Below are 20,365 nucleotides of genomic sequence, written 5' to 3' on the forward strand. Positions count from 1 at the left end.
GGGTGGCGCCTCGTGCGTCACCCGATTCGTCGTTTCCCGACATCCCACCCACCGGAGCTTCCATGCCGATCGTGAGCCTGACCAACGTGTCGAAGGCCTATCCCTCCCGCGTGCCGGGAGACGCCGAGATCATCGCCGTCGACGACGTGACCCTGTCGATCGAGAAGGGCGACGTGTTCGGCATCATCGGATACTCGGGGGCCGGCAAGTCGACGCTGGTGCGCCTGATCAACGCCCTCGAACCCGCCACCGGCGGCACGATCCTGGTGGACGGCGTCGACATCACCTCGCTCTCCGAGAGTGCACTGCGCAAGGTGCGCGGCGGCATCGGCATGATCTTCCAGCAGTTCAACCTGTTCTCCTCGCGCACGGTGCGCGCGAACGTCGCCTATCCGCTCAAGCTCGCGGGCTGGTCGAAGGCCGACATCGAGGCCCGCGTGACCGAGCTGCTCTCGTTCGTCGGTCTGTCCGATAAGGCCAAGGCCTACCCCGAGCAGCTCTCCGGAGGTCAGAAGCAGCGTGTGGGCATCGCCCGCGCCCTCGCCACGGGCCCCGCGATCCTGCTCGCCGACGAGGCGACCAGCGCGCTCGACCCGCAGACGACTCATGAGGTGCTCGATCTGCTCAAGCGGGTCAACCAGGAGCAGGGCGTCACCATCGTCGTCATCACCCACGAGATGGACGTGATCCAGACGATCGCCACGAAGGTCGCGGTCATGGAGAACGGCCGCGTGATCGAGCAGGGCGACGTCTTCGACGTCTTCTCCGCCCCGCAGAACCCTGCGTCGCAGCGCTTCGTCGGCACGGTGGTCAAGGGCGTTCCGTCGCCGGCCGAGCTGTCGGTGCTGCGTGAGCGCCACCGCGGACGCCTGGTCACCTTCTCGTTCCGCGACGGCGATTCCTCGCAGGCGCAGGTCTTCCTCGATCTCGCTGCGGCCGGCCTCGACTTCGAACTCGTCTACGGCGGCATCAACGACATCCGCGGGCGCGCCTTCGGCCACCTGACCCTGGCGATCCGCGGCGAGAGCGCCGCCATCGACCGCGCCCTCGCGGCCATCGCCGAACGCGTCGAAGTCACCGAGATCGCACGAGAGGAGGCCCGCTGATGGATCGTCTGCAGGAACTGATGCCCGAGTTCTGGGCCGCCGCGCTCGAGACGCTGTACATGACGTCGTTCGCGCTCGTCCTCGGCGGCGTGCTCGGACTCCTCATCGGCGTCATCCTCTACGTCACCCGCCCCGGTGGTCTGCTGCCGAACCGCGCCGTGTCGATGCTCGCGAACCTCGCGGTGAACATCTTCCGCCCGATCCCGTTCGTCATCTTCATGGCCGTCGCGCAACCGTTCGCCCGCGTCGTGGTGGGCGTCGGTATCGGCACCACGGCCGGAGCCTTCATCATCGCCCTCGCCGCCTCCTTCGCGATCGGACGCATCGTCGAGCAGCATCTCGTCTCGGTGTCGCCCGGTGTCATCGAGGCGGCGCGCGCGATGGGCGCAGGCCCTCTCCGCATCCTCTTCACCGTCGCGATCCCCGAGTCGTTGGGCCCGCTCATCCTCGGCTACACGTTCATCGTGGTCGCGCTCATCGACATGACCGCGATGGCCGGTCTGATCGGTGGCGGCGGCCTCGGAGCGTTCGCGCAGATCTACGGTTTCCGTCAGTTCGAACCGGTCGTGATGTGGGCGGCGATCGCCCTCATCGTCGTGTTCGTGCATCTCGTGCAGATGCTGGGTACGCGCCTGGCGCGCAAGATCATGCGCCGCTGAGCGCGCCCGTCAGTCGCCTGCGGGGGCTTCTGCCGCGTCGCCGGCGGGAGCGTCCTGCAGGCGACGACGCGTCGTGAACACGCGATCCTCGCCCGACAGCGGGTCGGTGAAGCTCAGCTCGCGCGCGAGCAGCTGCATGGGACGGGCGAAGTCGTCGGGCGCCTCCGGACGCAGCTCGGGATAGAACGGATCGTTCAGGATGCCGGCGCCCAGAGCCGAGAGGTGCACGCGCAACTGGTGCATCTTGCCGCTGTGCGGGCGCAGCAGCGTGTGCACGACCCGCTCATCGGCACGGATGAGCTCGATCAGCGTCTCCGAGTTCGGCTCGCGCTCGTCGTCGACCCGCACGCGCAGCTCGCCGCGATGCTTGTCGATGTGGGTGCGGTAGACGAGGGGGAGCGGATGCCCCGCCAGGGCCGGATGCTCGGGATCCCAGCCCTCGGGTCGGGCCGACACCGCCTCGTAGGTCTTCTGCACCCGGCGGGTCTCGAAGAGAAGCTGGTAGGCGCCGCGCGTCGCGGGGCGCGCGGAGAACATCAGCAGGCCGGCCGTCGCTCGATCGAGGCGGTGGATCGGGGCGAGGTCGGGGTTGTCGAGGAGGTTGCGCAGCCGCACCAGGGCGGAGTTCTGCAGGAACTTGCCTCCCGGCGTCGTCGGGAGGAAGTGCGGCTTGTCGACCACGACGAGGTCGTCGTCGCGGTGGAGGACCTCGATCTCGAAGGGGATGACGCTCTCGACCGGGGGCTCGCGGTAGTACCAGACGAACTCCACGCTCCCCAGGGGCGCATCGCGCGGCACTGCGCGGGCGTCGATGTCGACGATTTCACCGCGGTCGAAGCGCACTCGCAGCAGTTCCGGCTCGAGGTGGAAGAAACGCTCCACCATGTAGTCGGCGATCGTCGGCCATGGCCCGGTGAGCGGCACGTGCAGGCGCGTCGCGCCGACACCGTCGCGCACGGGAAGGGGCGAGGGCATGCCCATCAGCGCACCCCGCTCACGCGTCGAAGCTCAGGCTGAGCTTGCGCAACAACCCGGCCAGCCGATCGCGGTCGCCTCGCGACAGCGCCTGCAGCAGGTCGGCCTCGACGTCGACGAGGCGGGTGATCGCGGCATCCACCCGCGTGCGACCGTCGTCGGTCAGCGTTACCAGGATGCTCCTGCCGTCGCCGGGATCGGCCTCGCGTCGCACCAGACGACGCCCGACGAGGCGGTCGATGCGATTGGTCATCGTGCCGCTCGAGACGAGCGTCTGCTGCAGCAGCTGCTTGGGGGAGAGCTGGAACGGCGCCCCCGCGCGGCGCAGCGCCGAGAGCACGTCCCACTCCCAGGGTTCGAGGTCGCTGCGGCGGAAGACGTCGCGTCGCGCGCGGTCGAGGTGGCGCGAGAGCCGGTCCATGCGGGAGAGCACCTCGAGGGGCGAGAAGTCGAGGTCGGGGCGCTGGGTGTTCCAGGCGCCGACGATCCGATCGACCTCGTCCGTTGCGCTCATCCCTCCATTATCGCGCCCGAGGGCCCCGACTGCGCTTCGTCGCCGAGCTCGACGGTCATGAACGTGCTGTGCGGGTCGGGCAGGTAGGAGCCGAACGGGGCGCACTCCACGAACCCGGCTCGCGCATACAGCGCGTGCGCCGGGCGGAAGAACTCCGCGCTGCCGGTCTCGAGCGAGATTCGGCGGATGCCGCGGCTGCGGGCGTCGGCGAGCAGGGCGTCGAGCATCGCCCGCCCCAGACCCTCTCCCCGGCGGGCGGGCTCGGTGCGCATCGACTTGAGCTCCTCGTGACCCTCGGCGAGCGGGGCGAGTGCTCCCGTGGCGACGAGATCGTCGCCGTCGCGCGCCACGAACAGCCGCACGCCCGGGGCGAGGAGCCGATCGAGCGACAGCGCGTGCTGGCTCTCGGGCGGCGCGGTGCCGGCCATGTCGTCGTGGTGCGCGAGGAGGAACGCGGCGAGGCCGGGGGTCGGGCCCGCGACGCGGTCGATCAGGATGCTCATGGTCGAAGCATCCCAGAGCCGTGTTTCGCGCCGATGTCGGCGTGGCAGAATGAGCGGGCGGCTTTCCTCGCGGAGGCCGCGGTCCGCCGTGGTGTAATGGCAGCACGACAGCCTTTGGAGCTGTGAGGTCTAGGTTCGAGTCCTGGCGGCGGAGCATGACGGAGAACAACCTCGCGATCGTCGTCCTCGCCGCAGGGCAGGGCACGCGCATGAAGTCCCGGCTGCCGAAGGTGCTGCACCCGATCGGCGGTCGCCCGCTCGTCGGCCACGTGCTCACGACCGCCGCCCGGCTCGGCGCCGCGCACGTCGAGGTCGTCGTGCGGCACGAGCGCGACCAGGTCGTCGCGGCCCTCGCCGAGGACTACCCGGACGCCGTGTTCATCGATCAGGACGACGTGCCGGGCACCGGTCGCGCCGTGCAGGTCGCGATCGATGCCCTCCCCGACGACTTCACGGGTGACGTGCTCGTGCTGTCGGGTGATTGCCCGCTCGCGGATGCCGACACCCTGAACGGCTTCCTCGCTGCCCACCGTGCCGCGGGTACGCCGGCGACGCTCATGACCGCCGTCGTCGACGATCCGACCGGGTACGGCCGCGTCATCCGCGATGCGGACGGGAGCGTCGACCGCATCGTCGAGCAGAAGGACGCGAGCGCCGACGAGGCCGCCGTCCGCGAGATCAACGCGGGCATGTACGTGTTCCGCGCCGCGACGCTGCGCCAGTACCTGCCGGAGATCGGTGTCGACAACGCTCAGGGCGAGATGTACCTCACCGACGTTCCGGGGCTGCTCCGTCGCGACGGCGACCGTGTCGCGGCATCCGTCGTCTCCGACGTCACCGTGACCTACGGGGTCAACGACCGCGCGCAGCTCGCGCTCGTCGGCCGCCTTCTCAACGAGCGCATCGTCCGCCGCTGGCAGCTCGAGGGCGTCACGGTCGTCGACCCGGCCACGACGTGGATCGACGACGACGCCGTGCTCGCCCCCGACGTCACGATCCTCCCGAACACGCACATCCTGCGCGCCACGACGATCGCGGAGGGCGCGATCATCGGTCCCGACACGTCGCTCGTCGGCTGCGAGGTCGGCGAGGGCGCGACCGTGCGCCGTACCGACGCGACGTTCGCGGTGATCGGAGCCGAGGCGACGGTCGGGCCGTTCTCCTTCCTGCGCCCCGGCACGATCCTGGGCGCGAAGGGAAAGATCGGCGCGTACGTCGAGACCAAGAACGCCGAGATCGGTGAGGGCAGCAAGGTGCCGCATCTGTCGTACGTGGGAGACGCCACGATCGGCCGCGGCGTGAACCTCGGCGCGAGCACGATCACGGCGAACTACGACGACGTGAACAAGCACCGAACGGAGATCGGCGACGAGGTGCACACCGGGTCGCACACGGTGCTCGTCGCGCCCGTTAGGCTGGGAGCAGGCGCGAAGACCGGCGCCGGCGCGGTCGTCCGCAAGGATGTTCCGGCCGGTGCACTGGCCATGACCGTCGCACCCCAGCGCAACATCGAGGGCTGGGTCGAGAAGAACAGAGCAGGGACGGGCGCGGCGGATGCCGTGGCCCGAGAGCGAGCGGCGGAATAGGCAGGCCATGGCCCGGAAGAAGAAGACGGTCGATCTGGATCGCGACAACGGGGTAGCCCCCGGCATCATCGCGAAGACCAAGAAGCGGCTCGTCGTCGCGGGTGGGCGCTCGCACCCCGAGCTCACGGCGGCCGTCGCCGAGGCCCTCGGCACGGAGATCGCTCCGGTCGAGCACCGCACCTTCGCCTCCGGCGAGATCTACGCGCGCTTCGAGGTGTCGATCCGCGGCGTCGATCTCTTCCTCGTGCAGACCTTCGGCGAGCCGGTCAACGAGTGGCTCATGGAGACGCTCATCATGATCGACGCCGCCAAGCGCGCCTCGGCCAAGCGCATCACGGTCGTCGCCCCGTACTATCCGTACTCGCGTCAGGACAAGAAGGGCCGCGGTCGCGAGCCGATCAGCGCCCGTCTCGTCGCCGACCTGCTCAAGACCGCCGGCGCCGACCGCGTGATGAGCGTCGACCTGCACGCCGCGCAGATCCAGGGCTTCTTCGACGGTCCCGTCGATCACCTCTTCGCCAAGCCCGTGCTGCTCGACTACTTCGAGCGCACGCTCTCGGCCGCGGACCGCGAGATCCTCACGGTCGTCTCGCCCGACATGGGGCGCGTGCGCGTCGCCGACACGTGGTCCGACAGCCTCGGCGCCCCGCTCGCGATCATCCACAAGCGCCGCGATCCGAAGGTCGCGAACCAGGTCTCCGTGCACGAGATCGTCGGGACGGTCGAGGGCCGCACCTGCCTCCTCGTTGACGACATGATCGACACCGGCGGCACGATCGTCAAGGCCGCGCAGGCGCTGAAGGCGGCCGGCGCGCACCGCGTCATCGTCGCGGCGACGCACGCGATCTTCAGCGACCCGGCATCCGATCGTCTGCAGGACTCCTCGATCGACGAGGTCGTCATCACCGACACGATCCCGCTCACCGAGTCGCGTCGCTGGGACAAGCTCACGATCCTCCCGATCGCTCCGCTGCTCGCCCGCGCGATCCACGAGGTCTTCGAGGACGGCTCGGTCACGAGCATGTTCGGCGGCGACGCGTAGGCCCATAGCCTTCGCCTCGACACGGCACAGCGGGCACATAGCCACCCTTTCTACGCTCGGATCATCGACACCGCGTCGACGACACCGAGCCGGGAGGACCACCATGATCCGCACGACCGTACCGACTTCCGTCCGCAAGGGATCCGCCCTCGTGGGCATCGCCGGACTCCTCGTCCTTGCCGGGTGCGCGACCACGCCGACCGACACCGGCGGGACGACCGACAGCACCTCCGGCACCGACAGCGCGACCGGCTCGGAGTCCTCCTCGGGCGCCGACGCGTCGTCGTCGTACGCCGACGGCACCTACACGGCGGAGGGCTCGTACCAGACCCCCGAATCGGTCGAGACGATCTCGGTGACCCTCACCCTCGCCGACGGCGTCGTCACCGACGTCGAGGTGACCGGTGACCCGCAGGCGCGCGAGACCGAGCAGTACCAGGGCGCGTTCATCGACGGCATCTCCGAAGAGGTCGAGGGCAAGGCGCTCGACGACCTGAACGTCAGCCGCGTGGCCGGATCCTCGCTGACGAGCGGTGGGTTCAACGCCGCCGTCGATGACATCAAGGAGCAGGCCGCAGCCTGATCCCCGACGGGTGATCTGGCGATGGTGACGTGGTCGTGGTGATCCGGCGATGGTGATCTGGCGATTCGAGGCGATCGGCACGCGCTGGGAGATCGAGTCGGCCGACGAGCTGTCGGCGGACTCCCGCGGCGCCGTCGATGCCGTGATCGAGCGCTTCGACCGGGAGTGGTCGCGGTTCCGCCCCGACTCCGATGTCACGCGTCTCGCGCGCGAGGGCGGCATGCTCGCCTCTCCCGACGCGGGGGCGATGCTCGACGCGTACCGCGAACTGTCGGATGCGACCGCCGGGGCGGTCAATCCGCTCGTGGGGGAGAGCCTCGAAGCCCTCGGTTACGACGCCGACTACTCGCTCACCGCCGCAGCTCCGGTGATCGCGCCGGCCGATTGGACCGAGCGGGTGCGGTGGACGACGGGCACGGCGGCGGTCGCGCATCCCGCACTGATCGACGTCGGTGCGCTCGGCAAGGGGCGTCTCGTCGACCTCGTGCGCGATGCGCTGAGCTCTGTCGCGGGTGACCTGATCGTCGATGCCGGCGGAGACCTCGCCGTGCGCGGCGCTGGTGCCGACGGCGCCGGTGTGCGCATCGGCCTGGAGCATCCGTTCGATCCGTCGCGGGCGATCGGCATCGCCACGATCCGTGACCAGGCCCTGTGCGCCTCGGCCATCAACCGCCGGGCCTGGGGCGACGGACTGCACCACGTGCTCGACGCCCGTACTGGACTGCCGGTGCGCACCTGGGCGGCGACCTGGGCGATCGCACCCGACGCCATGACCGCGGATGCCGTCGCCACCGCGCTCTTCTTCGACGGCGGCCCCGAACTCGCCGCCCGCTGGGGCGTCGAGTGGGTGCGCATGAGCACCGACGGCCGAGCGCAGCGCTCACCCGGGTGCCCCGTCGAGATCTTCACCCCCACCCGTTCGCCCCGATAGGGAAGAGTCGAGCTCATGAACCGTTCCTTCACCGCCGCACGGCAGCGCGTGCTCGCCCTCCTCGGGGCCCTGTCGATGTACCGGCTGGTGCTGTTCGCGCTCATCGCCCTCGCCGTCATCGCTCTCGGCCTGTCGGCGCTCGGGGTCATCGTCTCGCCCACACCGGTCGAGATCGTGGTGTCGTTCCTGGTGCTCGCCGTCGTGATCTCGGGCGTGGATGCACTGGTGCAGCGTCTGCTCCGCCTGCCGTGGCGCATCGAGTCGTCGCTCGTGACCGCGCTGATCCTGCTCTTCGTCCTGCGCCCGGGCGTCGAGGTGCAGGCGATCCTCGGTCTCGCGATCGCGGGCACCGTGGCGAGCCTGTCGAAGTACCTGATCGCCTGGCGCGGACGCCACATCCTCAACCCCGCCGCGTTCGGCGCCGCCGTCGTCTCGATCGTCGGGTCGTTCGGGGCGTTCTCGTGGCTCGGCACCTCGGCATCGTGGTGGGTCGGCACCCCGTCGCTCACGATCCCGGTCGTGCTGCTCGGTCTCGCCGTGCTGTGGCGCACCGAGAAGGTGCGGATCGTGCTGCTGTTCCTCGTGATCGCTCTCGCCACGTCGGTGCTGCGCCAGTTCGTGCAGGCCCAGCAGGCCGGCCTTGACGCCGATCTCGGCACCGCGTTCTCGTTCGCGCTGCTGCAGTCGCCGTTCCTCTTCCTCGGGGCATTCATGCTCTCCGAGCCGCTGACCCTGCCGCCGCGGCGTTGGCAGCAGTTCTCGGTCGCCGCGGTCGTGGGCGTGCTGGCCGGCTGGCCGATCTCGATCGCCGGGCTGTTCACGCTCGGCCAGGAACGGGCGCTCCTCATCGGCAACCTCGTGGCCTTCGCGTTCGCGGTGCGCGGCTCGGTTCGCCTGGTGCTCGAGAAGCGCCGGTTCGTCACACCCACCGCGCAGGAGCTGACTTTCCGCGCGAAGGGGAAGGTGTCGTTCCTCCCCGGGCAGTACCTCGAACTCGACGTGCCGCATCACCGCCCGGACGCACGGGGAACCCGACGCGAGTTCAGCATCGTCTCCGCTCCGGCCGACCTTCCGACGCTGCGCATCGCGTACAAGAACGGCGACCAGCAGCATCCGTCGTCGTACAAGCGCGCCCTCGCCGCCGCCGAACCGGGCACGACGCTCGCGGTCACCGGCACCTGGGGCGACTTCCTGCTCCCACGCGGCGAGAGCCCCGTGCTGATGGTGGCCGCCGGCATCGGCGTCACGCCCTTCGTCTCGCAGCTCCGGCAGCTGCAGGCCCAGGGCGTCGCGCGCGACGTCGTGCTCGTGTACGTCGCGGCGGAGGCCGCCGAGCTCGCGTTCCGCGACGAGCTCGCCGCGACCGGAGCGCACGTGGTCGTGTTCACCCGAGACCAGCCGCACGACCTCCCGCCGCACTGGACCTGGGCGCACGGCATCCGCCTCGACGCCGACGGTCTCGACCGCTTCGTGCCCGACATCGCCGATCGTCATGCGTTCATCTCGGGTCCGCCTCGCCTGATCGCCGACCTCGCGCCCGCTCTCCAGCGCGCCCGTGCCCTGACCACCGACGCCTTCGCCGGGTACTGACCCGCGCGCGGTGCGCGCCGTCTCAGCCGACTGCAGCCCGCCGCACGCGCGCACCTGCACGGAGGAAACACGTCCGCACGGGCGGATGCCGGTTTTCACCGTGCAGACGTGCGCACTCCGTGCAGGTGTGATGCGTGCACTCTTTCTGCACTACGGAGCAGCTACGAGAGTTCTTCGCGCACGCGGCGGGAGAGCACTTGGCTGCTCGTCGAGATCGGTGACGATGGTCGGATGCTCTCGCCTGCAGATGTGATCAACCACAGCGGCGGCATCGCCCGCGGCACCTTCCTGCATCGTTTCGGTCTGACACGGTTCCACGTTGCGCGAGCCGTTCGCGACGGGACTGTCGTGCGCGTGCGGCGAGGGGTGTTCGCGACTGATCGCACCGCCCCGGAACTCGTCGCCGCTGCTGCTCACGGAGGAGCGCTCACCTGCACGGTGGCGCTGCGGATGCACGGGATCTGGGTGCTCGATGATGATCCGGACCTGCATGTGTGGCTCGGAGAGAACGGACGCGTCCATCACACCGGATGCGACTGTGTCAGCCATTGGTTCGAGGGGGCGACGGTTCTTGGACTGGCGCCGCTCGAAGACGCGCTGGTGCATGTTTACGCCTGTCGCGGGGCGGAGGCGTTCTTCGTCGCTCTCGAATCGGCGATGCGTCAGCGCAAGATCGGGTCGGCCAGACTGTTGCGAGCGCGGCTGCCGGCGTCCGCGCGATGGCTCATCGACCTCGCTCGGTACGACGCAGGCAGCGGCCTCGAGTCGCTCCTCCGGTTGCGGCTGCACCACCTCGGCATCCGCCTGGATTGCCAGGTGAAGATCGAGGGTGTGGGACGGGTCGACTTCGTCGTCGGCGGGCGACTCATCCTCGAAACCGACGGGGCTGAGCATCACGGCGACCCCGCGCAGCGGCATCGCGATCTGCAGCGCGATGCCGCCGCATCCGCGCGAGGATTCGAGACGCTGCGTTTCGACTACGCCCAGGTCGTGCACGACTGGCCCGTGGTCGAGGCGGCGATCATCGCCGCACTCACCCGGGCGTCCTGACGTTGCGTGGCCTCGCTCATCTGCACGGCCGACGCACGTCTGCACGGAGCACACGGCGGATGTTCCGTGCAGACGTGACTTCTCCGTGCAGACGTGCGACGCCGACGACGTGCGACCCCGACGCCGTGCGACCCCGACGCCGTGCGACCCCGACGCCGTGCGGCCCCGACGCCGAGTGACCCCGACGCCGTGCGGTCCCGACGCCCGCCCCTACGCCTCGCGCGCCTCCGACGTCTCACCCTCGGCCGCCGCAACCGCGGGGCTCCGGGGCAGACGCACCGTGAACGTCGTGTCTCCGGGCTCGCTGGCGACGGAGATGAAGCCGCCGTGCCCCTCGACGATGGCCTTGGCGATCGCGAGCCCCAGACCCGTGCCTCCCGTCTGGCGGGCCCGCGAGCTGTCGCCCCGCGCGAAGCGGGCGAAGAGCTCGTCTCGCACGACCGGATCGATGCCGGGACCGTCGTCGTGCACGCGCAGCACGGCCTCGTCGTCCTCCTGCGCGACCGACAGGGTGATCGTCGTGCCGGCGGGGGTGTGCGTCCGCGCGTTGGCGAGCAGATTCGCGACGACCTGGTGCATGCGCCCGCTGTCGCCGACGACGACGACGGGCTCGTCGGGCGCCTCGATGTTCCAGTGGTGATCGACGGCCGTCGGCCGGGCATCGGCCAGACTCTCGAGTGCGAGCTGCGTGAGGTCCACGGTGCCGTAGACCAACTCGCGCCCCTCGTCGAGACGTGCCAGGAGCAGCAGGTCCTCGACCAGACGCGTCATCCGCAGCGACTGGGCCTGGATGCGCTCCAGAGACGTGGTCGTGCCCTCGATCGCCTCCGGTCCGTGCGCCTGCCCGAGAGCGCGCAGCGACAGCTCGGAGTATCCGCGGATCGAGGCGAGGGGCGTCCGCAACTCGTGGCTGGCGTCGGCGACGAAGCGCCGCATCCGCTCCTCGTTCTTCTGGCGGGCGGCGAGCGAGGTGTCGACATGATCGAGCAGCTTGTTCAGCGATGCGCCGACGAGTCCCGCCTCGGTGCGCGGATCGGCCTGAGACGCGGGGATCCGTTCGGTGATCGACACCTCCCCGCGATCGAGCGGCTGGTTGGCCACGCGGGTGGCGGTCGCGGCAACCGCCCGGAGCGGTCGGAGTCCCACGCGGATCGTGATCGCCGTGGTGAGGGCGAGCAGGATGAGCCCGCCGATGGTCGCGAGCGCGATCACCGTGAGCAGTGCGGTGAGCTGATTCTGGATCGCCTCGCGGGGGAGGCCGGTCACGACCACGACGCCGGAGGGTGCCGTCGACGCGGTCACCCGGTACGAACCGAGACCCTCGATCGTGACGTTCGCGACGTGCTGGCCGTTGAGAGCATCGGCGATCTGCACGAGCTGCGCCGAGGTGAGGGCATCCGTCCCACCCTCGAAATCGTCCGTCGAACTCGGCACCACGACACCGTCGATTCCGGTCGCCGGGTTCTGGATCGCCACGAGGAGCCCGGGTTCGCCGCCACCGCGTCCGATGATGTTCTGGGCGGTGACGAGGTCGGGTGAGACCTGCTTGATGATCCGCGACACCGAATCCGCATAGCCGTAGATCCGCTCGTCGAGCTGTCGCTCGAGAGTGCTCCCCAGCGTTGCGCTGGTGATCACGGCCACGATCACGAGGATGAGCGAGACGAACCCGATGACGGCGGTCATCAGCCGCGTCTGCAGGCTCATCGGCCGACGCGTCATCCTCGTCTGGGTCACTGCGGGGCCTTGATCATGTAGCCGACGCCGCGCACGGTGTGCAGCAGGGGAGTGCGTCCGGCGTCGATCTTCTTGCGCAGGTACGAGATGTAGAGCTCGACCACCGACGACTTGCCGCCGAAGTCGTAACTCCACACGCGGTCGAGGATCTGCGCCTTCGAGAGCACGCGACGCTCGTTCCGCATGAGGTACCGCAGCAGCTCGAACTCGGTCGCGGTGAGCTCGATCTCGGTGCCGTCGCGCACGACCTCATGGCTGTCCTCGTTGAGGGTGAGATCGGCGACCCGCAGGATCGACTGTCCGTCGTCGGCCATCGCGTGGCCGGTGCGGCGGATGATCGCGCGCAGGCGGGCGATCACCTCTTCGAGGCTGAACGGCTTCGTCACGTAGTCGTCACCGCCGGCGGTGAGGCCCGCGACGCGGTCGCCGACGGCATCCTTCGCGGTGAGGAAGAGCACGGGTACCAGGCTCCCGGATTCGCGCAGGCGCCGCAGCACGGCCATCCCGTCGAGGTCGGGCATCATGATGTCGAGCACGAGGGCGTCCGGCTCGAACTCGCGGGCGACCTGGAGCGCCTCCATGCCGGATGACGCGGTGCGCACCTCCCAGCCCTCCATGCGCAGGGCCATCGCGAGCAGGTCGGTGAGCATCTGCTCGTCGTCGACCGCGAGGATGCGCAGCGGGGTTCCGTCGGGGCGGCGCAGGTCGGGGAGATCACTGGTCATGCACTCATTCTGCGGAACCTCCTATGGGGTTTCTATGGAGCGCGCTATGCATAGCCTGTGAAGATCGGATGCCGTCATCCCCGGCCCCGTCATCCATAGCCTCTTCATCACCGTGCCTTCGAATCCGCATAGACCGCGTTCCTAACGTCGTCTCTGGCACCGCGACCTCCGCGGCAGAAGGAGAGAGATGTACGGAACATATCTGCGGCGCGAACTCGCGGGCCGCAAGAAGCAGACGACGATCGTCGCGATCGGCCTCGCGATCGCGATCGGCCTCGTGATCATCGTGAACGCCCTCACGGCGGGCGTGCGCGACGCGCAGGCGCAGGCCCTCGAGTCCGTGTACGGCGTCGGCACCGACCTGACCGTCACCGGAGCTGCGGCGGAACCGGGGGAGGGCGGTGGCCCGCGCTTCGAGTTCGACGCCGACTCCGGCGAGACCGAGGGCGATACGACCACCCTCAACCAGTCCACGCTGAGCACCGACTTCATGCGTGGCACGCTGGAGGCCTCGGTGCTCGACACCGTCGCCTCGACCGAGGGCGTCTCGGCCGCGACGGGCGCACTGAGCCTCACCAACTCCACCTTCTCGGGCGAACTCCCGAGCGGCGGGTTCGGACAGCAGGACGGCGCGACGCAGGGCGAGCAGGGACAGATGCCCGCAGAGGGCCAGGCTCCTCCGCAGGGTGGATCCGATGGGGCGGGCGGCGGCGCGTTCGGCGTCGATTCCTTCACCGTGCTCGGCATCGACCCGGCGGCGACGGCGATCGGACCGCTCGCCTCGGTCGAGGTCGGCGACGGACGCGCGCTCGACGCCGACGACAGCGGCGCGCTCGTCGCCCTCGTCGACAGCACGTACGCGACCACGAACGACATCGCCGTCGGCGACACGATCGACGTCGCGGGGTCCGACGTCGAGGTGGTCGGCATCCTCACCTCCACGTCGGATGCGGCCGACACCGCGGCGAACGTCTACCTGCCCCTCGACACCGCGCAGGAGCTCTCGGGCGCCGGCGACGTGATCTCCACCGTCTACGTGCAGGCCGACTCGGCATCGTCGATCGACGCGGTGCAGGCGGCGCTCACCGACGAGCTGCCCGATGCGACCGTCACCTCGCAGGCCGAGCTCGCGTCGAGCGTCTCGGGCTCGTTGTCGAGCGCGACGTCGCTCATCACCAACCTCGGCACGTGGCTCTCGATCATCGTGCTGGCGGTCGCCGTGCTGCTGTCGGTCCTGCTGACCCTCTCGGGCGTCGGGCGCCGCACCCGGGAGTTCGGCACCCTGAAGGCGATCGGATGGTCGAACGGGCGCGTCGTGCGCCAGGTGGCCGGGGAATCCATGGTGCAGGGCCTCATCGGGGGAGCGGTCGGCCTCGTGATCGGCGTCGCCGGGATCATCGTGATCAACGTCATCCGGCCGACCGTCGCGGCGGGCGCCGCGGCCACCGAGGGTGCGCAGGGCGGCCCCGGCGGTATGGGCGGGCCGACGGGCGGGGGAGGGATGTTCCAGACCACGCAGGCGGCCGACATCGTGCTGCAGGCCCCCTTCACCCCGTGGGTGCTCGTCGCCGCGGTCGGTCTCGCGGTGCTCGGCGGCCTCGTCGCCGGTGCCTTCGGCGGCTGGCGCGCCGCCCGCCTCAGCCCGGCCGAGGCTCTGCGGTCGGTCGCGTGATCGCGCCGCCCACGACAATCACGACAGACCAGGAGAAGAAGATGACCATCACCGACACCACCGCCACCGCTTCGGAGACGGATGCCGCGGCGCCGCTGTACCGCGCCACCGGCGTCACGCGCACCTACGCCCAGAAGGGGCGCACGGTGAAGGCGCTGACCGGCGTCGATCTCGAGATCGGCACCGGCGAGTTCGTCACGATCCAGGGGCCGACCGGCGGAGGGAAGTCCACGCTGCTCCAGCTGCTCGGCGCGCTCGACCGCCCGTCCTCCGGCTCCCTGACCCTCGGAGGCACCGAGCTCGCCTCGGCCTCGCCGAAGGAGCTCAGCCGCATCCGGGCCGAGGAGATCGGGTTCGTGTTCCAGGGGTTCAACCTGATCCCCACGCTCACGGCCGCCGAGAACGTCGACATGGCGCTCGAACCGACCTCTCTCGACCGGGCTGAGCGACGCCGTCGTGTGACCGAGGCGCTCGAACACGTGGGGCTCGCCGACCGCGGCGATCACCTGCCCACCGAGCTCTCGGGCGGTCAGCAGCAGCGGGTCGCGATCGCGCGGGCGATCGTCAAGCGCCCGCGCGTGCTGCTGGCCGATGAGCCGACGGGAAACCTCGACGAGAGCATGCGCGATGAGATCCTCGCGCTTCTCGAAGGGCTCTGCGCCGAGGGCATCACGATGATCGTCGTGACGCACGACTCGGCCGTCGCCCGCCGCGCCACCCGCCGGTTGCGGCTCTCGAAGGGGACCGTGCAGGACATCACGAAGTAGGCGGACGCACGAAGGGCCCCGGCGTGATGCCGGGGCCCTTCGTGTGCGTCAGCGCGAGGTCAGTGGGTGTCCTCGGCCTCGATCTCGGTGCGGTCGCCCGACCACTGCGTGTGGAAGGTGCCTTCCTTGTCGATGCGCTTGTAGGTGTGGGCGCCGAAGAAGTCGCGCTGACCCTGCACCAGGGCGGCGGGCAGGCGGTCGGCGCGGATGCCGTCGTAGTACGACAGCGACGACGAGAACGCCGGAGCCGGGATTCCGGCCTGCGCGGCGGTCACGACGACGCGGCGCCAGGCGGACTGGCCGCGCGTGAGCGCCTCGGCGAAGTACGGTGCGGTCATGAGCACCGGCAGCTCGGGGGTCTCGGCGTAGGCGTCGGCGATGCGGTTCAGGAACTGTGCGCGGATGATGCAGCCGCCGCGCCAGATCTTCGAGATCGCCCCGAGGTCGATGTTCCAGTCGTACTCGGCGGCGCCGGCACGGATCTCGTCGAAGCCCTGCGAGTAGGCGACGATCTTCGACGCGTACAGCGCGAGGCGCACGTCCTCGATGAACTGCTCGGTGTTCTCGGCCGAGACGGTGAACTCCTCGTCGGGGCCCGGGAGGGCGCCGGCGACCGCGCGCTGCTCGGGGTGCGACGAGAGCGAACGGGCGAAGGTCGCCTCGGCGATGCCCGAGACGGGAACGCCGAGCGAGAGGGCCGTCTGCACGGTCCACGCCCCGGTGCCCTTGGCGCCTGCCTGGTCGAGGATGACGTCGACGAGCGGCTTACCGGTCTCGGCGTCGACCTGGCGGAGCACCTCGGCGGTGATCTCGATCAGGTACGACTCGAGCTCGCCCTTGTTCCACTCGGCGAAGATGTCGGCGATCTCGGAGGGGCTCTTGCCCGTGCCGCGACGCATGAGGTCGTAGGCCTCCGCGATGAGCTGCATGTCGGCGTACTCGATGCCGTTGTGCACCATCTTCACGAAGTGACCGGCGCCGTCGTGGCCGACGTGCGTCACGCAGGGCTCGCCCTCGGCGATCGCCGCGATGGACTTCAGGATCGGGCCGAGGGTGACCCACGACTCGTCCGAGCCGCCGGGCATGATCGAGGGGCCCGTGAGGGCGCCCTCCTCACCACCGGAGATGCCGGCGCCGACGAAGTTGATACCGGTCTCGCGCACGGCCTTCTCGCGACGGATCGTGTCGGGGAAGTACGCGTTTCCGCCGTCGACGATGATGTCGCCGGGCTCGAAGACCTCGACGAGCGAGTCGATCACGGCATCCGTCGGGCCGCCGGCCTTGACCATGATGATCGCCGTGCGCGGCTTCTGCAGCGAGTCGGCGAACTCCCGGTAGGACTGCGCCGGGATGAAACCGGCCTCGGGGTGCGCATCGAGAAGGCTCTGGGTCTTCTCGTAGCTGCGGTTGAAGATCGCCACCGTGTTGCCCTCGCGGCTGGCGAGGTTGCGGGCGAGGTTCGACCCCATGACGGCGAGTCCGACGACTCCGATGTTGGCTGATGCTTCGGGCACAGAAGGCTCCTCGATCGTGAAGAAGGGTTGTTCTCAGCGTATCGCTGTCACCGGGGACCCGTGCGCGTGTGTCTCGGTTTGCGTCAGCGACCGGCAGGGCGCCGCTCCGGGGGCCTCTACGCTGGATGCAGACGGCGTCTTCGAGGAGGAATCAGCGTGGTGAACAGCGGACCCAGACTGCGAGCGGTGGTAACGGTGCCGTTGCCCGAGGAGCAGTGCCGACTGATCGAAGAACTCGAGCCCCGGCTGGAGGTCGTGCGCGACCACTCGCTCGTGCATCCCGCGCGCTGGCCCGCCGACTGGTCGGGGGATCCCGACCACGTCCGCACCGCTGAGCAGCAGACGGCGTTCGACGCGATGGTCGACTCCGCCGATGTTCTCTTCGGCATCCCCGATGTGGACGCGGCGGCGCTCGCCCGCACCGTGCGTGCGAACCCCGCCCTGCGCTGGGTGATGACGACGGCGGCGGGCGGAGGGGCTTCGGTCAAGGCCGCGGGTCTCGACCGCGCCGAACTCGATCGCGTCGTCTTCACCACGAGCGCGGGCGTGCACGGCGGCACGCTCGCCGAGTTCTCGGTCTTCGCGGTGCTCGCCGGGGCGAAGGGGCTTCCCCGGCTCCTCGCCGACCAGCGCAGCCGCACCTGGCCGGATCGCTGGCAGATGCGTCAGCTCGACGAGATGACCGTGCTGGTCGTCGGCCTCGGCGGCATCGGAACGGAGTGCGCGCGCCGCTTCCACGCGCTCGGCGCGACCGTGTGGGGCACCACCCGTTCGGGCGAGCCGGTGGATGGCGTCGACCGTCTGATCCCGCTCTCCGAGCTGACGGATGCCGTGGCCCAGGTCGACGCGATCGTCGTGACCCTGCCGGGCACCGAGCAGACCCACCACCTGATCGGCGCCGACGTGCTCGCCGCCGTGAAGCCGGGACTGATCCTCACCAACGTCGGTCGCGGCACGGTCGTCGACGAGGCCGCGCTCCTGACGGCTCTCGACGACGGGCGCGTGGCGTTCGCCGGCCTCGACGTGTTCGAGCAGGAGCCGCTCGCCGATCAGTCACCGCTGTGGAGTCATCCCCGGGTCCTCGTGAGCCCGCACACGGCGGCGATCAACGCGAACGAGGAGGAGCGCATCGCGCGCCGCTTCGCCGACAACGCCTCCCGGCTGCTCGACGGTCGACCGCTGCGTGCGGTCGTCGACACCGTCGAGTTCTACTGAGCGGAACTCTCTTGAGCGCGTTCGACGGAGGAGGAGTTCGATGACCGTGCGAATCATCGTGATGGGGCCGAGTGGCTGCGGCAAGTCGACGGTGGGCCTCGCGCTCGCCGAGAGCATCGGGGCCCGGTTCATCGACGCCGACGACCTGCACCCGATCACGAACGTCGACAAGATGGCCGCCGGCATCCCGCTCGACGACGACGATCGGATGCCGTGGCTCGGCGTCGTGGGACGGGCGCTCCAGGCCGACGATCGGATCGTCATCGCGTGCTCGGCGCTGCGTCGCATCTACCGCGATGCGATCAGGGCGGAGTCGTCCGATGCGTTCTTCGCGGAGCTGACCGTCGACAGGGCGGCGCTGGAGGAGCGGATGCGTGCCCGGACCGATCACTTCATGCCGGCGGCGCTGCTCGACTCGCAACTGGCCACCCTCGAGTCGCTCGAGAGCGACGAGAACGGCATCCGCGTCGAACCGGCGGACGTCGAACGCAGCGTCTCGTTGATCCGGGCGGCGATCGGGGACCCGGCCGCCTGAGGCGTCAGTCCTTGCGGTAGCCGGAGCGGCCGAGCGAGAACAGCGCGGCGAAGCTGGCGATCGTGGCGCCGACGGTCATCGCGCCGATGACCCAGAGGATGACGTGCGAGAAGAAGGCTCCGTCGAGCATGAGGGGTCTCCGTGATCTGCGAGAAGGCGAACGGTGTCCCCAGCCTATCGGGTGATCCGGTACCATTGATCGAGTACCTCGGCGAGGGATGATTGCGCGCGTGCGCGAGCGTCCGTTATCGACGCGGCGATGCGAGTCCCCGGTGGCTTTCCTCACGTGTCCATGTCGAGAGCACGACAACACACAGACCACCGCGCGGCGCAATCGCTGCGTGCCCCGAAGGAGAACCTCATGTCTGAAGACACCAAGGTCCAGGCCGAGCTGCGCAACAGCTTCGGCAAGGGCTTCGCCCGCCGTCTGCGCGCAGCCGGCAAGATCCCGGCCGTCATCTACGGCCACGGAACCGAGCCCGTGCACGTCGCACTGCCCGGCCACCAGGTCTCGCTCATCATCCGTCGCGCCAACGCGCTGCTCGAGCTCGACATCGAGGGCACGCCGCAGCTCGCCCTGGTCAAGGACGTCCAGAAGGACCCCGTGCACCAGATCATCGAGCACATCGACCTCCTGGTCGTGAAGAAGGGCGAGAAGGTCGCCATCGACGTGCCGATCGTCGTCACCGGCGAATCGGCTCCCGGCACGATCGCCAACCTCGACGCGACCACGCTGTCGATCGAGGCCGAGGCCACGCACATCCCGCAGAACGTCGAGGTCTCGGTCGAGGGCCTCGAGGACGGCACGCACATCACGGCTGCCGACGTGAAGCTCCCGAAGGGCTCGACGCTGCTGACCGACGCCGAGGTGCTCGTCGTCGCCATCTCCATCCCGGCCCTCGAGGTCGAAGAGGACGAGGCGCCCGCCGAGGGCGAAGAGGCTGCCGCCGAGGAGCCCGCCGCGGAGTGATCTCCGGCTGAATCACGGAAAGAGGGGGCGCGATCCGATCGCGTCCCCTCTTTCGTACCCCGACCGGGCGGCCGTCGCGCGCCCGTGCGAGAGGATGAGGACATGACTTCACCCTGGCTGGTGGTGGGGCTCGGCAATCCGGGTCCGCGCTACGAAGCGACCCGTCACAACATCGGGCAGATGGTGGTCGACGAGCTCGCCGCGCGCCGCAACGAGAGCTTCCGCGAGCACAAGGGCGGAGCGCGCGTCGTCGAGACCTGGCTCCGACCCGGCGGCGACAAGCTCGTGCTCGCGAAACCGAACACCTTCATGAACGTGTCGGGCACGCCCGTGGCGGCGCTCGCGCGCTTCTATTCGGTGCCGGCGGAGCAGATCATCGTCGTGCACGACGAGCTCGACATCCCCTTCGACACCGTCAAGCTGAAGACCGGGGGAGGGCATGGCGGTCACAACGGCGTGCGCGACATCGCGCGCGCGATCACCACTCCCGAGTTCCCACGTGTACGGGTCGGGATCGGGCGCCCCGTCGGACGCCAGGATCCGGCGGACTGGGTGCTCTCGCCGTTCGGCAAGGACGAGAAACCGAACCTGCCGATCCTCGTCTCGGATGCCGCGGACGCCGTCGAGCTCCTCATCGGTGAGGGACTCCTCGCCGCCCAGCAGAAGCACCACGCACCGCGCTGAGGCGCAG

General features: G+C 69.7%; 21 protein-coding genes and 1 tRNA gene. 15 read left to right on the top strand and 7 right to left on the bottom strand.

Annotation, left to right across the window (positions count from 1 at the left end; translation table 11 throughout):
* The first annotated feature begins 62 nt into the window (after positions 1-62).
* Both ACI2JZ_RS15810 and ACI2JZ_RS15815 read left to right on the top strand, forming a co-directional pair.
* Positions 63-1,106, top strand: coding sequence for a methionine ABC transporter ATP-binding protein (locus ACI2JZ_RS15810; protein WP_404598447.1), 1,044 nt, complete (start codon positions 63-65; stop codon positions 1,104-1,106).
* Positions 1,106-1,765 carry a methionine ABC transporter permease gene (locus tag ACI2JZ_RS15815; RefSeq protein ID WP_247624862.1) on the top strand — a complete coding sequence of 220 codons (660 nt, stop codon included), beginning with the start codon at positions 1,106-1,108 and terminating at the stop codon, positions 1,763-1,765. The genes ACI2JZ_RS15810 and ACI2JZ_RS15815 overlap by 1 nt, the downstream gene beginning before the upstream one ends.
* Positions 1,766-1,774: 9 nt before the next feature.
* Here ACI2JZ_RS15815 and ACI2JZ_RS15820 read toward each other — a convergent pair whose 3' ends face one another.
* From ACI2JZ_RS15820 to ACI2JZ_RS15830, 3 genes are read right to left on the bottom strand one after another with little or no spacing between them, the layout of a single operon-like run.
* Positions 1,775-2,746, bottom strand: coding sequence for a pseudouridine synthase (locus tag ACI2JZ_RS15820; RefSeq protein WP_336641950.1), 972 nt, complete (start codon positions 2,744-2,746; stop codon positions 1,775-1,777).
* A 13-nt stretch (positions 2,747-2,759) separates the two neighbouring features.
* Complete coding sequence (locus ACI2JZ_RS15825) at positions 2,760-3,254, bottom strand: MarR family winged helix-turn-helix transcriptional regulator (protein ID WP_247624860.1); 495 nt, start codon at positions 3,252-3,254, stop codon at positions 2,760-2,762.
* Positions 3,251-3,757, bottom strand: coding sequence for a GNAT family N-acetyltransferase (locus tag ACI2JZ_RS15830; RefSeq protein WP_404598449.1), 507 nt, complete (start codon positions 3,755-3,757; stop codon positions 3,251-3,253). Before ACI2JZ_RS15830 ends, ACI2JZ_RS15825 begins: the two co-directional genes overlap by 4 nt.
* An 82-nt stretch (positions 3,758-3,839) precedes the next feature.
* Between ACI2JZ_RS15830 and ACI2JZ_RS15835 the strand changes: the two genes are divergently transcribed.
* The 7 genes from ACI2JZ_RS15835 (at position 3,840) to ACI2JZ_RS15865 (ending at position 10,539) form a co-directional block, all read left to right on the top strand.
* Positions 3,840-3,911 (top strand) — tRNA-Gln (locus ACI2JZ_RS15835).
* A 1-nt stretch (position 3,912) separates the two neighbouring features.
* On the top strand, positions 3,913-5,343 hold the full coding sequence (gene glmU, locus ACI2JZ_RS15840) for a bifunctional UDP-N-acetylglucosamine diphosphorylase/glucosamine-1-phosphate N-acetyltransferase GlmU (protein ID WP_247624858.1): 1,431 nt from the start codon (positions 3,913-3,915) through the stop codon (positions 5,341-5,343).
* A 7-nt stretch (positions 5,344-5,350) separates the two neighbouring features.
* Positions 5,351-6,385: a ribose-phosphate diphosphokinase gene (locus tag ACI2JZ_RS15845; protein ID WP_247624857.1), complete on the top strand. Its 1,035-nt coding sequence runs from the start codon at positions 5,351-5,353 to the stop codon at positions 6,383-6,385.
* Between the two features lie 103 nt (positions 6,386-6,488).
* Positions 6,489-6,968: an FMN-binding protein gene (locus tag ACI2JZ_RS15850; protein WP_247634304.1), complete on the top strand. Its 480-nt coding sequence runs from the start codon at positions 6,489-6,491 to the stop codon at positions 6,966-6,968.
* A gap of 49 nt (positions 6,969-7,017) precedes the next feature.
* Positions 7,018-7,899 (top strand): FAD:protein FMN transferase, encoded by an 882-nt coding sequence (locus ACI2JZ_RS15855; protein ID WP_404598450.1) that lies wholly within the window; start codon positions 7,018-7,020, stop codon positions 7,897-7,899.
* Positions 7,900-7,914: 15 nt separating this feature from the next.
* Entirely contained in the window at positions 7,915-9,489 is a 1,575-nt protein-coding gene (locus ACI2JZ_RS15860) for a flavodoxin reductase (protein ID WP_404598452.1), read from the top strand.
* A gap of 231 nt (positions 9,490-9,720) precedes the next feature.
* On the top strand, positions 9,721-10,539 hold the full coding sequence (locus ACI2JZ_RS15865) for a DUF559 domain-containing protein (protein ID WP_404598454.1): 819 nt from the start codon (positions 9,721-9,723) through the stop codon (positions 10,537-10,539).
* A 210-nt stretch (positions 10,540-10,749) separates the two neighbouring features.
* Here ACI2JZ_RS15865 and ACI2JZ_RS15870 read toward each other — a convergent pair whose 3' ends face one another.
* Both ACI2JZ_RS15870 and ACI2JZ_RS15875 read right to left on the bottom strand, forming a co-directional pair.
* Positions 10,750-12,246: a sensor histidine kinase gene (locus ACI2JZ_RS15870; RefSeq protein WP_404598456.1), complete on the bottom strand. Its 1,497-nt coding sequence runs from the start codon at positions 12,244-12,246 to the stop codon at positions 10,750-10,752.
* 26 nt (positions 12,247-12,272) lie between these two features.
* A complete protein-coding gene (locus ACI2JZ_RS15875) occupies positions 12,273-13,001 on the bottom strand; it encodes a response regulator transcription factor (protein WP_247624850.1) in 729 nt (242 codons plus the stop codon).
* A gap of 187 nt (positions 13,002-13,188) precedes the next feature.
* Here ACI2JZ_RS15875 and ACI2JZ_RS15880 point away from each other — a divergent pair, with 187 nt between their 5' ends.
* Both ACI2JZ_RS15880 and ACI2JZ_RS15885 read left to right on the top strand, forming a co-directional pair.
* Positions 13,189-14,673 (top strand): ABC transporter permease, encoded by a 1,485-nt coding sequence (locus tag ACI2JZ_RS15880; RefSeq protein WP_404598459.1) that lies wholly within the window; start codon positions 13,189-13,191, stop codon positions 14,671-14,673.
* A 41-nt stretch (positions 14,674-14,714) separates the two neighbouring features.
* A complete protein-coding gene (locus ACI2JZ_RS15885; RefSeq protein WP_404598461.1) occupies positions 14,715-15,440 on the top strand; it encodes an ABC transporter ATP-binding protein in 726 nt (241 codons plus the stop codon).
* A 59-nt stretch (positions 15,441-15,499) separates the two neighbouring features.
* Here the strand turns inward: ACI2JZ_RS15885 and gndA are convergent, their stop codons facing one another.
* Positions 15,500-16,954: an NADP-dependent phosphogluconate dehydrogenase gene (gene gndA / locus ACI2JZ_RS15890; RefSeq protein ID WP_404598462.1), complete on the bottom strand. Its 1,455-nt coding sequence runs from the start codon at positions 16,952-16,954 to the stop codon at positions 15,500-15,502.
* 177 nt (positions 16,955-17,131) lie between these two features.
* On the opposite strand from gndA, the gene ACI2JZ_RS15895 reads away from it, so the two are divergent.
* Both ACI2JZ_RS15895 and ACI2JZ_RS15900 read left to right on the top strand, forming a co-directional pair.
* Positions 17,132-18,169: a D-2-hydroxyacid dehydrogenase gene (locus tag ACI2JZ_RS15895; RefSeq protein ID WP_404598584.1), complete on the top strand. Its 1,038-nt coding sequence runs from the start codon at positions 17,132-17,134 to the stop codon at positions 18,167-18,169.
* Between the two features lie 40 nt (positions 18,170-18,209).
* A complete protein-coding gene (locus tag ACI2JZ_RS15900) occupies positions 18,210-18,704 on the top strand; it encodes a gluconokinase (RefSeq protein ID WP_247956578.1) in 495 nt (164 codons plus the stop codon).
* Positions 18,705-18,708: 4 nt separating this feature from the next.
* Here ACI2JZ_RS15900 and ACI2JZ_RS15905 read toward each other — a convergent pair whose 3' ends face one another.
* The gene (locus tag ACI2JZ_RS15905; protein WP_281731609.1) at positions 18,709-18,834 is read right to left on the bottom strand and encodes a hypothetical protein; all 126 of its coding nucleotides are present in this window, start codon (positions 18,832-18,834) and stop codon (positions 18,709-18,711) included.
* A 231-nt stretch (positions 18,835-19,065) separates the two neighbouring features.
* Between ACI2JZ_RS15905 and ACI2JZ_RS15910 the strand changes: the two genes are divergently transcribed.
* Together ACI2JZ_RS15910 and pth are read left to right on the top strand one after the other, a co-directional pair.
* Positions 19,066-19,674: a 50S ribosomal protein L25/general stress protein Ctc gene (locus tag ACI2JZ_RS15910; protein WP_247624845.1), complete on the top strand. Its 609-nt coding sequence runs from the start codon at positions 19,066-19,068 to the stop codon at positions 19,672-19,674.
* A gap of 102 nt (positions 19,675-19,776) precedes the next feature.
* Complete coding sequence (gene pth, locus ACI2JZ_RS15915) at positions 19,777-20,358, top strand: aminoacyl-tRNA hydrolase (RefSeq protein ID WP_404598464.1); 582 nt, start codon at positions 19,777-19,779, stop codon at positions 20,356-20,358.
* Positions 20,359-20,365: the final 7 nt, after the last annotated feature.

Origin of the sequence: Microbacterium sp. NPDC087868, assembly GCF_044900755.1 — a bacterium.
GTDB lineage: Bacteria > Actinomycetota > Actinomycetes > Actinomycetales > Microbacteriaceae > Microbacterium > Microbacterium galbinum.

Bases quoted from the DNA above. Each gene is read 5' to 3' on its own strand.
- ACI2JZ_RS15810 (WP_404598447.1), top strand. From the start codon at position 63: ATGCCGATCGTGAGCCTGACCAACGTGTCGAAGGCCTATCCCTCCCGC.
- ACI2JZ_RS15815 (WP_247624862.1), top strand. From the start codon at position 1,106: ATGGATCGTCTGCAGGAACTGATGCCCGAGTTCTGGGCCGCCGCGCTC.
- ACI2JZ_RS15820 (WP_336641950.1), bottom strand. From the start codon at position 2,746: ATGGGCATGCCCTCGCCCCTTCCCGTGCGCGACGGTGTCGGCGCGACG.
- ACI2JZ_RS15825 (WP_247624860.1), bottom strand. From the start codon at position 3,254: ATGAGCGCAACGGACGAGGTCGATCGGATCGTCGGCGCCTGGAACACC.
- ACI2JZ_RS15830 (WP_404598449.1), bottom strand. From the start codon at position 3,757: ATGAGCATCCTGATCGACCGCGTCGCGGGCCCGACCCCCGGCCTCGCC.
- glmU (WP_247624858.1), top strand. From the start codon at position 3,913: ATGACGGAGAACAACCTCGCGATCGTCGTCCTCGCCGCAGGGCAGGGC.
- ACI2JZ_RS15845 (WP_247624857.1), top strand. From the start codon at position 5,351: ATGGCCCGGAAGAAGAAGACGGTCGATCTGGATCGCGACAACGGGGTA.
- ACI2JZ_RS15850 (WP_247634304.1), top strand. From the start codon at position 6,489: ATGATCCGCACGACCGTACCGACTTCCGTCCGCAAGGGATCCGCCCTC.
- ACI2JZ_RS15855 (WP_404598450.1), top strand. From the start codon at position 7,018: ATGGTGATCTGGCGATTCGAGGCGATCGGCACGCGCTGGGAGATCGAG.
- ACI2JZ_RS15860 (WP_404598452.1), top strand. From the start codon at position 7,915: ATGAACCGTTCCTTCACCGCCGCACGGCAGCGCGTGCTCGCCCTCCTC.
- ACI2JZ_RS15865 (WP_404598454.1), top strand. From the start codon at position 9,721: ATGCTCTCGCCTGCAGATGTGATCAACCACAGCGGCGGCATCGCCCGC.
- ACI2JZ_RS15870 (WP_404598456.1), bottom strand. From the start codon at position 12,246: ATGAGCCTGCAGACGCGGCTGATGACCGCCGTCATCGGGTTCGTCTCG.
- ACI2JZ_RS15875 (WP_247624850.1), bottom strand. From the start codon at position 13,001: ATGACCAGTGATCTCCCCGACCTGCGCCGCCCCGACGGAACCCCGCTG.
- ACI2JZ_RS15880 (WP_404598459.1), top strand. From the start codon at position 13,189: ATGTACGGAACATATCTGCGGCGCGAACTCGCGGGCCGCAAGAAGCAG.
- ACI2JZ_RS15885 (WP_404598461.1), top strand. From the start codon at position 14,715: ATGACCATCACCGACACCACCGCCACCGCTTCGGAGACGGATGCCGCG.
- ACI2JZ_RS15900 (WP_247956578.1), top strand. From the start codon at position 18,210: ATGACCGTGCGAATCATCGTGATGGGGCCGAGTGGCTGCGGCAAGTCG.
- ACI2JZ_RS15905 (WP_281731609.1), bottom strand. From the start codon at position 18,834: ATGCTCGACGGAGCCTTCTTCTCGCACGTCATCCTCTGGGTCATCGGC.
- ACI2JZ_RS15910 (WP_247624845.1), top strand. From the start codon at position 19,066: ATGTCTGAAGACACCAAGGTCCAGGCCGAGCTGCGCAACAGCTTCGGC.
- pth (WP_404598464.1), top strand. From the start codon at position 19,777: ATGACTTCACCCTGGCTGGTGGTGGGGCTCGGCAATCCGGGTCCGCGC.